The following is an 11,842-nucleotide window of genomic DNA, read 5'->3' as shown; positions in this document are numbered from 1 at the left end:
GGTGACGGGCAAAGTTCCCGACCTGATGGGCAACATTTCGAGGACGCATGGTAACTCGGCGCTCATGCCAGCGGCGGTACCGGAACCGGTACCGCCGCAACCCTTTGCCCAGGACCTCGCCGCTTCGAGACATCTCAAGAAACCTCAGGCGGCGCCCCGCTGAAGCGCCTCGCACACCGCCGTGGACTCCCTGACACCCAGCTCGACGGCACGGCCGCAGTGGGCGATCCAGGCAGCCATCCCCTCGGGCGTCCCGGTCAGATACGCCTCGAAGGCGGCGACGTACGCGGCCCTTCCCTGCTCCGCGTGCCCGACCTCCGCCGGGCAGATCGACTTCGGGTCGAGCCCGCTGCCGACGAGCACGATCCGTTCCGCCGCCCGCGCGACCAGTCCGTTGTACGAGCCGAAGGGGCGCAGCGCCAGCAGCTCGCCGTGCACCACGGCGGCAGTGATCAGGGCGGGAGCCTCCGTGCCCGAGATGATCAGCTCCGCCAGACCCTCCAGCCGCCCCGTCAGCTCGGCCACCTCCGGCAACGGCGCCCCGATCAGCGGCTCGTCCACCACCTCGCCGGGAAGGCGGGGGCGCCCGACGGTGTCGTCGTCGCCCGCACCGCTCGCCGCGACCAGGTGCAGCCGGGCCAGCACGCGCAGGGGCGACTGCCGCCAGATGGAGAGCAGTTGGCCCGCTTCCGCAGTGAGCCGCAGGGCGGCGCCGACCGTACGCGCTTCCGGCTCACTGCCGAAGTCGGTGCGCCTGCGGACCTCCTCCAGCGCCCAGTCCGCTCCGGACAGCGCGGCGGAACCGCGGGCTCCGCGCAGCGCCGCCTCCGAGGTGATCTCGTTGCTGCGCCGGCGCATGACCCGGTGTCCGTAGACCCGGTCGACGGCTTTTCGCACGGAGTCCACGGAGTCGGTGACACCCGGCAAGGCGCCGAGGATGGCGAGGGGATCGGCCGGCGAGGCGTTCGTACTCATAGGTAGCGAGGCTACGCGCCGCAGCGGGCGCTCCCCACCTTCGAGTGGTGTTCCTCACCCGGCACGAGCACGGCATGCCACCACTCCACTACGCTAGGTGAACATGAAGATCGCTTTCGTAGGGAAGGGCGGCAGCGGCAAGACGACGCTGTCATCGCTCTTCATCCGCCACCTTGCCGCCAACGAAGCCCCGGTCGTCGCGGTGGACGCCGACATCAACCAGCACCTCGGCGCCGCCCTCGGCCTCAGCGAGGCCGAAGCGGCCGAGCTGCCCTCGATGGGCGCCCATCTGCCGCTCATCAAGGACTATCTGCGCGGCTCGAACCCCCGCATCGCCTCGACCGAGACGATGATCAAGACGACCCCTCCCGGTGAGGGTTCCCGCCTGCTCACGGTCACCGAGGACAACCCCGTCTACGACGCCTGCGCCCGCACGGTCCGGCTCGACGACGGTGACATCAGACTGATGGCCACCGGCCCCTTCACCGAGTCCGACCTCGGTGTCTCCTGCTACCACTCCAAGGTCGGAGCGGTCGAGCTCTGCCTGAACCACCTTGTCGACGGCGCCGAGGAATACGTCGTGGTCGACATGACGGCCGGCTCGGACTCCTTCGCCTCCGGGATGTTCACCCGCTTCGACATGACGTTCCTGGTGGCCGAGCCGACCCTCAAGGGTGTCTCCGTCTACCGCCAGTACAAGGAGTACGCCCGGGACTTCGACGTCGCGGTGAAGGTCGTGGGCAACAAGGTGCAGAGCCAGGACGACATCGAGTTCCTCCGCGGGGAGGTCGGTGACGATCTGCTCGTCACCCTCGGGCACTCGGACTGGGTGCGTGCCATGGAGAAGGGGCGTCCGCTCCGCTTCGAGCTCCTGGAGGCGGACAACCGCATGGCGCTGCAGACGCTGCAGAACGCGGCGGAGGATTCGTACGCCGCCCGCGACTGGGAGCGCTACACCCGCCAGATGGTGCACTTCCATCTGAAGAACGCGGAGAGCTGGGGCAACGCCAGGACCGGGGCCGACCTGGCGGCACAGGTGGACCCGGCCTTCGTGCTCCGTGAGCCCGTCCTGGTGCCGCAGCCCGGCTGAGACTCCCGTGCCGCAGCCCGGCCGAGTTTCCCGTGCCGAGGTGCGGCCGGCCGAGGTGCCTGCGGTCCCGCCCCGTGGGCTTCCCCGGGGGCGGGACCGCGGCCCTCCTCCTCAAGGAGCCGTCGCGCTCAGTGCTTCTCCGCCGACTTCTGTCCGGCTCCCTTGGCCGGCTTCCCCGCAGGCGGCGCCGCCGGTGCCACCGGCGCGGTCAGGAACTGCTTCCAGCCGCCCTTGGGCGCCTCGCCGACCCCGAGGCCGCGCAGCTTCTCGAGAACCTTCGGGTCCTGCGCGTCCAGCCAGTCGACCAGCTGGCGGAACGACACGCACTCCACCTCGCGCTTCACGCACACCGTGGCGATCGTCTCCTCGATGGCGCGCATATAGGTGCCGCCGTTCCAGGACTCGAAGTGGTTGCCGATGATCAGCGGCGCACGGTTGCCGTCGTAGGACCGCTCGAATGCCTGGATCAGGCCGTCACGCATCTGGTTTCCCCAGTACGCGTGCTTCGAGGGGTCGCCCTTCACGGTGCCGGACTGGTTGACCATGAAGTTGTAGTCCATGGACAGCGTCTCGAAGGCGCGCCCGGGCACGGGGACCAGTTGCAGCGAGAGGTCCCACAGACCGAGTTCCTTCTCCGGCCAGACCTGGTTGTTGACGCCGCTGGTGTCGTAGCGGAAGCCCAGTTCACTGGCCGCGCGAACGAAGTTCTCGCGTCCTTCCAGGCATGGCGTGCGGGCGCCGATGAGTTCCTTGTCGTAGTCGAAGGGGAGCGGCTCCATGGAGGCCAGATCCGCATTGGTCTTCCAGTTCTTGACAAACGACTTGGCCTGGCGGATCTCGCTCTTCCACTCCTCGACCGACCAGGTGCCGACCCCGCCGTCCTTGCCGCAGAAGTGGCCGTTGAAGTGCGTGCCCACCTCGTTCCCGTCCAGCCAGGCGGCGCGCAGCTCGCGCACGGTGTCCCTGATGCCCTCGACGTCGTTGAAGCCGATGTCGGACCGGCCGGCCGCATGCTGCGGTGGGTTGTACAGCGCCCGCTTCTCCTCGGGCAGGAGATAGACGCCGCTGAGGAAGTAGGTCATCGTCGCGTCGTACTTCTTGCCGACCTCGCGGAAGTGGGAGAACAGCTTCTGGCTGTCCTCACCGGCGCCGTCCCAGGAGAACACCACGAACTGCGGCGGCTTCTGGCCGGGCTTCAGTCGCTTCGGCTCGAGCAGGCCGGGCTGGGCACCCGTGAAGGCGGTGGACCCGTCGCCGATGAGGCGTACGGCGCCCTTGGGAGCGGCGACGCCTTCCTTGCCTCCCGCGGCTCCCTCCTTGGCGGCCGGACCACCCGGTGCCTCGGCGCCGCCGGGCCCGGAACACCCTGCGAGACCTGCGATCAGCGCCGTGGCGACCGTGCCGACGACGACGAGCCTCTTCGTGGCGGTCAACATCCGCCCACCTCATTCCTGTGCCAATACGACTGTCTGACGACCGGTGCATACGGGGCCGTCAAACTCGCATCGCGATGGCTCAGGTAATGAGCGGCGAGCCGATATGAAATGACTAATCAGCAGATCGAGTGAAAGCCTGACCTATTTGCCGCGAAAATAATGCCCGAGTCTTTACTTTGCATTACGATCCATTTACCGAACGTTTGAGAATCCCGCCACTGCACGCCGTGACCCACGGCCGCGTCCCACATTCCGCGACCGCGCTCCCCGGAGGAGACGGGAACCATGTCCTGCGCCCCCATTCGCACCGACGATCCTTCTCACCAGCCCGACAAACCCGCGAAGAACCACCCCGCCCGGCTCGACGGGGTGTCCCCTGCATCTCGCTTCCAGCGTCCGCACGGGCCGCCGCCCGGCGGGATCCGCCGACTCCGCATCCGGGGCGCCGACTTCTCCGCGTCCATCGCCGTATTCCTGATCGCGCTGCCCCTGTCCCTCGGCATCGCCCTGGCCACCGGCGCCCCGCTCCAGGCCGGTCTCGTCGCAGCAGCCGTCGGAGGCATCGTCGCCGGACGGCTCGGCGGCTCCGCCCTCCAGGTCAGTGGGCCTGCCGCCGGACTGACCGTGGTGACAGCCGAGTTGATCCAGCAGTACGGGTGGCGCACAACCTGCGCGATCACCGTGCTCGCCGGGTTGTGCCAACTGGTCCTGGCCGCTTTACGGGTCGCCCGCTCCGCCCTCGCCGTCAGTCCGGCGATCGTGCACGGAATGCTGGCCGGGATCGGTGCCACGATCGCCCTCGCCCAGCTCCACATCGTCCTCGGCGGCACCCCGCAGAGTTCGGCCGTGAGCAATGTGCAGGCACTGCCCGCGCAGTTGAGCGACCTGCACCCGGCCGCGCTCTCCGTCAGCGTCCTGACCATCGCCGTGCTGCTGATCTGGCCGCGTGTCCCCGGCCGCGCCGGCAGGATCGTCCGGATCCTGCCCGCCGCCCTCGCCGCAGTGGCCGCGGCCACCGTGCTCGCGACGCTCGCCGATCTGCACCAGCCGACGGTGGATCTGCCGTCATGGCGTTCGCACGCACTGCCCGGGCTTCCCGAAGGGCCGGTCCTCGGCCTGCTCGCCGCGGTTCTCACCGTGACCCTCGTCGCGAGTGTCGAGTCGCTGCTGTCGGCGGTCGCCGTCGACAAGCTGGCCGCCGCCCGCAAGAAGCCGCACGTCCGCCTGCCTCGTGTCGATCTCGACCGCGAACTCACCGGACAGGGCGCCGCGAACGTCGTGTCCGGCGCGCTCGGAGGGCTGCCGATCACCGGCGTCGCCGTGCGCAGCTCGGCCAACGTGGCCGCGGGGGCGGTCAGCCGTAACTCCACCATGCTGCACGGTCTCTGGATCGTGGTGGCGGCGCTGCTGCTCGTCCCCGTCCTCGACCTGATCCCGCTGGCCGCGCTGGCCGCGCTGGTCATGGTCGTCGGCATTCAGATGGTCAACATCACGCACCTGCGCAGCGTCCGGAAGAATCGCGAGGTCCTCGTCTACGCGGCCACGCTGAGTGCGGTCGTTCTCACCGGTGTACTCGAAGGCGTCGTCATCGGCGTCGCGGTGGCCGTCGCGGTCGCGCTGCACCGGCTGACGCGGACCCGGATCACGGTGGAGGAGCAGGACGGCCTCTACAGGGTCCGTGCACGAGGTCAGCTGACCTTCCTCGCCGTGCCCAGACTGAGCCGGGTGCTGAGCCAGGTCCCCCCGGGAGCCCCGTGCGCGGTCGAGTTGGACGGCTCCTTCATGGACCACGCGGCGTACGAGGCCCTGCACGACTGGCAGACGTCGCACACCGCGCAGGGCGGCACGGTGGAGGTGACCGGCCGCGCCGGGGGCCGGATCAGCGAGCCCGCCGACGAGACCCACGGCTGCTGCCGCCCCTGGACGCCCTGGCGCAACCATCACTGCGACGAGCGGCCCAGAGAGACGGACGCGCATCACCTGGCCAGCGGGCTCAGCTCCTTCCAGCGCAACACCGCGCCGCTGGTACGCGACGAGCTGGCGCGACTGGCGCGCGAGGGCCAGCGTCCGTCCCAGCTCTTCATCACCTGTGCGGACTCCCGCCTGGTGACCAGCATGATCACGGCCAGTGGCCCCGGCGACCTGTTCACCGTGCGCAACGTGGGCAATCTCGTGCCGCCGCCCGGCGAGGAGAGCACGGACGACTCCGTCGCGGCCGCGATCGAGTACGCGGTCGACATCCTCGGGGTGGACTCCATCACCGTCTGCGGGCACTCGGGCTGTGGCGCGATGCAGGCGCTGCTGAACAGCCCGCCGGGCGGCACGCCCACACCGCTCGCCCGCTGGCTTCGGCACGGCCGGCCCAGTCTGCGGCGGATGGAGAGCCGCCACCGGACCTGGGCAAGGATCTCCGGCCGGCTGCCGAGCGACGCGGTGGAGCAGTTGTGTCTGACCAATGTGGTCCAGCAGCTGGAGCATCTGCGGGCCCATGAGTCGGTGGCACGTCGGCTCGCGGACGGATCCCTCCGGCTGCACGGAATGTACTTCCATGTCGGCGAGGCCCAGGCCTATCTCCTCACAAGCACCGCGGAGCACGAGATCGAGGCTGTCTTCGACAGGGTGGCCCCGACCCCCTCGGCGCTGGAGACGTCCCGGGCCTGATCGGCCCGCCGGGCGGCCGGTTCCGGACGCCCGGCAGGCGTGGCTGAACCAGCCCCGTCCCGCGTCCGTGAGAACGTGTGGCCCCTCGTCCCCACCGCCCGGAGGCGAGGGGCGCCCACAGACCCGGGAACGACAGGTCTAAACCAATATCCGGAAGGGCCTTGTCACCCGGCCCCCTGGCTGATGAGCTACGGCCTGGGACACATACGCACGGAAGACGCCCTGGGAAAGGGAGATGTCGTGAGCAACGAAAGCCTGGCCAACCTTCTTAAAGAAGAGCGGCGGTTCACCCCGCCGGCCGAGCTGGCAGCGAACGCCAACGTGACGGCGAAGGCGTACGAGCAGGCCGCGGCGGACAGGCTTGGCTTCTGGGCCGAGCAGGCACGTCGGCTCAGCTGGGCCACCGAACCGACCGAGACCCTCGACTGGACCAACCCGCCCTTCGCGAAGTGGTTCGCCGACGGCAAGCTGAACGTGGCGTACAACTGCGTGGACCGCCATGTCGAGGCAGGCCACGGTGACCGTGTCGCCATCCACTTCGAGGGCGAGCCGGGCGACGGCCGCACCATCACCTACGCAGAGCTCAAGGACGAGGTCTCCAAGGCCGCCAACGCGCTGCTCGAGCTCGGTGTCCGCAAGGGCGACCGGGTCGCCGTGTACCTGCCCATGATCCCCGAGGCCGCCGTCGCGATGCTGGCCTGCGCCCGGATCGGCGCCGCGCACTCGGTGGTCTTCGGCGGCTTCTCCGCCGAGGCGGTGGCCTCCCGTATCCAGGACGCCGACGCCAAGCTCGTCATCACCTCCGACGGCGGCTACCGCCGCGGCAGGCCGAGCGCGCTCAAGCCCGCGATCGACGAGGCGGTCACCCGCTGCCCGCAGGTCGAGCATGTGCTCGTCGTGCGGCGCACGGGCCAGGAGACGGCCTTCACCGAGGGCCGCGACGTCTGGTGGCACGACATCGTCGGCCGCCAGTCCGCGGAGCACACCCCCGAGGCCTTCGACGCCGAGCACCCTCTCTTCATCCTCTACACCTCCGGTACGACGGGTAAGCCGAAGGGCATCCTGCACACGTCCGGCGGTTATCTGACCCAGACGGCGTACACCCATCACGCCGTGTTCGACCTCAAGCCCGAGTCGGACGTCTACTGGTGCACGGCCGACATCGGCTGGGTGACCGGCCACTCGTACATCGTGTACGGGCCACTGGCCAACGGTGCGACGCAGGTGATGTACGAGGGCACCCCCGACACCCCGCACCAGGGCCGCTTCTGGGAGATCGTCCAGAAGTACGGCGTCACGATCCTCTACACCGCGCCCACCGCGATCCGTACGTTCATGAAGTGGGGCGACGACATCCCCGCCAAGTTCGACCTGAGCAGCCTGCGGGTCCTCGGGTCGGTGGGCGAGCCGATCAACCCCGAGGCGTGGATCTGGTATCGGGAGAACATCGGCGGGGGCAAGACCCCGGTCGTCGACACCTGGTGGCAGACGGAGACCGGCGCCATGATGATCTCGCCGCTGCCCGGTGTCACGGCCGCCAAGCCGGGCTCCGCGCAGCGCCCGCTGCCCGGCATCTCGGCCACCGTCGTGGACGACGAGGCGAACGAGGTCCCCAACGGGGGCGGCGGCTATCTGGTCCTCACCGAGCCGTGGCCGTCGATGCTGCGCACCATCTGGGGCGACGACCAGCGTTTCCTCGACACCTACTGGTCGCGCTTCGAGGGCAAGTACTTCGCGGGCGACGGCGCCAAGAAGGACGATGACGGCGACATCTGGCTGCTCGGCCGGGTCGACGACGTCATGCTGGTCTCCGGCCACAACATCTCGACCACTGAGGTCGAGTCGGCGCTGGTCTCGCATCCGAAGGTCGCGGAGGCGGCCGTCGTGGGTGCGACGGACGAGACCACCGGACAGGCCATCGTCGCCTTCGTGATACTGCGCGGGACGGCGACCGAGGACGACAGCCTCGTGAACGACCTGCGCAACCACGTCGGCGCGACCCTCGGACCGATCGCCAAGCCCAAGCGGATCCTTCCGGTGGCCGAGCTGCCGAAGACCCGTTCCGGCAAGATCATGCGCCGGCTGCTCCGGGACGTGGCGGAGAACCGCCAGCTGGGAGACGTCACCACGCTGACGGACTCCTCTGTGATGGATCTCATTCAGACGAAGCTGCCCAGCGCGGCCAGCGAGGACTGACCAGCGCAAACACCCGCACGCGGGCCCCGGCAGACCATGCCGGGGCCCGCGCGCGCCCGCACCCCGCTCACCGGTAGTGCCGGAACGGGCTTGGGTAGAGTGAAGAACGCGTCAGCGAAGCGACGTAGATCCAAGGTGCGCCGGGAAGTCTGGTCGGCAAGCTTGTTGTGCTGCCCCCGACCGGAGGTTTCGTCCCGTGGTTCCGCCCAGTCCCGACCGCAAGTTCCTCGGCCGCCTTTCCCTGCCCGAGCGCAACTACGTCGCCGAAGCCCTGCGCACGGAAACCGTGGGCGGCATGCTGCTGCTGCTCGCGGCAGTCGTAGCACTGATCTGGGCGAACACCCCCCTCAGCGACAGCTACGCCTCCGTACGCGACTTCCACATCGGCCCGGCCTCGCTCCACCTCGATCTTTCGATCCAGCACTGGGCCGCCGACGGACTGCTCGCCATCTTCTTCTTCGTCGCCGGCATAGAACTCAAGCGAGAGCTGGTCGCCGGCGAGCTGAGCAACCCCAAGGCAGCCGCCCTGCCCGTGATCGCCGCGCTCTGCGGCATGGTGATGCCCGCGCTCGTCTACCTGGTGGTCACCATCGTCGGCGGGGGCTCCACCGACGGCTGGGCCGTGCCGACCGCCACCGACATCGCGTTCGCGCTCGCCGTTCTCGCCGTCATCGGCACATCACTGCCGTCGGCGCTCCGTGCCTTCCTGCTGACACTGGCCGTCGTCGACGACCTCTTCGCCATCCTGATCATCGCGGTCTTCTTCACGAGCGACCTGAACTTCTGGGCCCTCGGCGGAGCCTTCGTGGGCCTCGCCGTGTTCTGGCTGCTGCTGCGCAAGTCGGTGCACGGCTGGTACATCTACGTGCCCCTCGCGCTGGTCATCTGGGGCCTGATGTACAACAGCGGCGTCCATGCCACCATCGCCGGTGTCGCGATGGGCCTGATGCTGCGCTGCGCCCGCCGTGAGGGCGAGGAGCACTCCCCGGGCGAGCACATCGAGCATCTCGTCCGCCCCCTCTCGGCCGGCATCGCCGTACCGCTGTTCGCCCTGTTCTCGGCCGGGGTCGCCGTCACCGGTGACTCGCTGACCCATGTGTTCACCAAGCCCGAGACCCTCGGTGTCGTGCTCGGCCTGGTGGTCGGCAAGGCCCTCGGCATCTTCGGCGGCACCTGGCTGGCCGCGCGCTTCACCAAGGCCGAACTCAACGACGACCTGGCCTGGCCCGACGTCCTGGCGCTCGCCACACTCGCCGGCATCGGCTTCACCGTCTCGCTGCTCATCGGCGAGCTCGCCTTCACCGGCGACGCGACGCTGACGGACGAGGTCAAGGCCGCGGTGCTGATCGGCTCGCTGATCGCCGCCGTCTTCGCCGCGATCCTGCTGAAGATGCGGGTACGCACGTACCAGGCGCTGTCGGCGGAGGAGGAGCGCGACGAGGACATGTCCGGGATCCCGGACATCTACGAGGAGGAAGACCCCGCGTACCACCTGCGGATGGCCGCGATCTACGAGAAGAAGGCGGCGGAGCACCGCAAGAAGGCGGAAACGGCCGCGGTTTCGAGCGACAACGGCGACAGTCCGGCATGATCTGACATCGGACCGTACGAACACCGGACCCGTGGAAGAGGAGAGGGAGTCAGCGATGAGCGACCCCGGCAACACCGCAGCGAACGCTGTCGGCGCCGACCGCAGTCTTGGCCAGCTGGTCGCCTCGGCGACCACCGAGATGTCCGCGTTGGTGCACGACGAGATCGCGCTGGCCAAGGCCCAGCTGCGGCAGGATGTGAAGAAGGCCGGGATCGGTGGAGCCGCGTTCACGGCGGCCGGCGCGGTACTGCTCTTCTCGTTGCCCATGCTGAGTTTCGCCCTGGCCTACGGCTTCGAGGCCTGGACCGGCTTGGAACTGGGATGGTGCTTCCTGCTGTCGTTCGCGGTGAACCTCGTTCTGGCCGCTCTGCTCGGACTCGTCGGCGTGGTCTTCGTCAAGAAGGCGAAGAAGGGTCAGGGCCCGCAGAAGGCCGTCGCGTCGGCCAAGGAGACGGCCGCCGTGCTCGGCAACGCCAAGCCGCATCCGCGCGGCGTCGAACTGACCAAGGTCTCGGGCCGCACGAGGGCGGACCGGCTGTCGGACAAGGTTTCGACGTGACCTGCGGGCACCGGGGCGCGAACACCGCGTCCCGGGTTGTGGCACGCTCATCAGCATGACGGTCCCTGATTCCGCTCCCGGCAGCTTCGGCGCCCCTGGCAGTCCCGTACGCATCGACGGTCCCTGGACCCACCGCGACGTGGCGGCCAACGGCGCCCGCTTCCACATCGCCGAGATGGGCGACGGGCCGCTGGTGATGCTGCTGCACGGGTTCCCGCAGTTCTGGTGGACCTGGCGGCATCAGCTGCCGGCGCTCGCCGACGCGGGGTTCAGGGCCGTGGCGATGGACCTGCGCGGCGTGGGCGGCAGCGACCGTACGCCGCGGGGTTACGACCCGGCCAACCTGGCGCTCGACATCACCGGTGTCGTCCGGTCGCTGGGTGAGCCGGACGCCGCCCTGGTCGGGCACGATCTGGGCGGCTACCTGGCGTGGACCGCGGCCGTTATGCGGCCCAAGCTGGTGCGCCGGCTGGCCGTGTCGTCGATGCCGCACCCGCGGCGGTGGCGCTCGGCGATGCTCTCCGACTTCGCGCAGAGCCGCGCCGGCTCCTACGTGTGGGGTTTCCAGCGGCCCTGGCTGCCGGAGCGCCAACTGGTGGCGGACGACGCGGCCTTGGTGGGCGAGTTGATCGAGAACTGGTCCGGGCCGCAGCCGCTCGACGAAGAGGCAGTCGAGGTCTACCGGCGGGCGATGTGCATCCCGTCGACCGCGCACTGCTCCATCGAGCCCTATCGCTGGATGGTGCGGTCGCTGGCCCGGCCGGACGGCATCCAGTTCAACCGCCGGATGAAGCGTCCGGTACGGGTGCCCACGCTGCATCTGCACGGCTCACTCGATCCGGCGATGCGGACACGCAGCGCGGCCGGCTCGGGCGAGTACGTCGAAGCCCCCTACCGGTGGCGGCTGTTCGACGGCCTCGGCCACTTCCCCCACGAGGAGGACCCGGTCGCCTTCTCGAACGAACTGATCAACTGGCTCAAGGATCCCGAGCCCGATCGGTAGCCGGTCGAAGGGTTCCGCTCACCGAAAGTACGCTTGTTCTACGAACAGCCAAATGCCTGGCGCATAAGCCAATTGGCCGCCCCGGGCACGGTTACCGACCATGGGGCCCGGGCACACGTCCGGGTATGGGCTGGACGCACGACTACGGTGACGCAGCACGCAACCGACGCTCGGCCAGCAGGCCGATCACTCGCGAGACAAGTGGCCTTCCGAGCGAGGACCACGAGCATCCGGGGCAGGGGATGGGGATTCCGCGCATCCTGAGGCGCCGCGCGCGCTGGGTGTCCGCGCGCCTGCGGCATCATCCCCGGGACTGACCCTGCGTCGCGGC

Annotated in this window: 9 protein-coding genes; 7 read left to right on the top strand and 2 right to left on the bottom strand. The window is 69.3% G+C overall.

What is annotated here, in order from left to right:
- Positions 1 to 144: 144 nt before the first annotated feature.
- Positions 145 to 975 (bottom strand): oxidoreductase, encoded by an 831-nt coding sequence (locus ACWD01_RS16470; protein ID WP_451162293.1) that lies wholly within the window; start codon positions 973 to 975, stop codon positions 145 to 147.
- Between the two features lie 103 nt (positions 976 to 1,078).
- Between ACWD01_RS16470 and ACWD01_RS16465 the strand changes: the two genes are divergently transcribed.
- A complete protein-coding gene (locus ACWD01_RS16465) occupies positions 1,079 to 2,065 on the top strand; it encodes an ATP-binding protein (protein ID WP_451162291.1) in 987 nt (328 codons plus the stop codon).
- Between the two features lie 128 nt (positions 2,066 to 2,193).
- Here the strand turns inward: ACWD01_RS16465 and ACWD01_RS16460 are convergent, their stop codons facing one another.
- Complete coding sequence (locus tag ACWD01_RS16460; RefSeq protein ID WP_451162289.1) at positions 2,194 to 3,501, bottom strand: hypothetical protein; 1,308 nt, start codon at positions 3,499 to 3,501, stop codon at positions 2,194 to 2,196.
- 285 nt (positions 3,502 to 3,786) lie between these two features.
- On the opposite strand from ACWD01_RS16460, the gene ACWD01_RS16455 reads away from it, so the two are divergent.
- The 6 genes from ACWD01_RS16455 (at position 3,787) to ACWD01_RS16430 (ending at position 11,828) form a co-directional block, all read left to right on the top strand.
- Positions 3,787 to 6,162, top strand: a complete 2,376-nt coding sequence (locus ACWD01_RS16455; RefSeq protein ID WP_451162287.1) for a SulP family inorganic anion transporter — start codon at positions 3,787 to 3,789, stop codon at positions 6,160 to 6,162.
- A 240-nt stretch (positions 6,163 to 6,402) separates the two neighbouring features.
- The gene (acs, locus tag ACWD01_RS16450) at positions 6,403 to 8,358 is read left to right on the top strand and encodes an acetate--CoA ligase (RefSeq protein ID WP_451162285.1); all 1,956 of its coding nucleotides are present in this window, start codon (positions 6,403 to 6,405) and stop codon (positions 8,356 to 8,358) included.
- A 196-nt stretch (positions 8,359 to 8,554) separates the two neighbouring features.
- Positions 8,555 to 9,949, top strand: a complete 1,395-nt coding sequence (gene nhaA, locus ACWD01_RS16445; RefSeq protein WP_451162283.1) for a Na+/H+ antiporter NhaA — start codon at positions 8,555 to 8,557, stop codon at positions 9,947 to 9,949.
- A 55-nt stretch (positions 9,950 to 10,004) separates the two neighbouring features.
- A complete protein-coding gene (locus tag ACWD01_RS16440; protein ID WP_451162281.1) occupies positions 10,005 to 10,508 on the top strand; it encodes a phage holin family protein in 504 nt (167 codons plus the stop codon).
- A 55-nt stretch (positions 10,509 to 10,563) separates the two neighbouring features.
- Positions 10,564 to 11,511, top strand: a complete 948-nt coding sequence (locus ACWD01_RS16435) for an alpha/beta fold hydrolase (protein WP_356894519.1) — start codon at positions 10,564 to 10,566, stop codon at positions 11,509 to 11,511.
- A gap of 125 nt (positions 11,512 to 11,636) precedes the next feature.
- Complete coding sequence (locus ACWD01_RS16430) at positions 11,637 to 11,828, top strand: hypothetical protein (protein WP_451162279.1); 192 nt, start codon at positions 11,637 to 11,639, stop codon at positions 11,826 to 11,828.
- The last annotated feature ends 14 nt before the right edge of the window (positions 11,829 to 11,842 follow it).

This window comes from Streptomyces sp. NPDC002835 (assembly GCF_053591995.1).
Note: the sequence above shows the minus strand (reverse complement) of the source record. Positions and strands in the feature narration are given on the sequence as shown.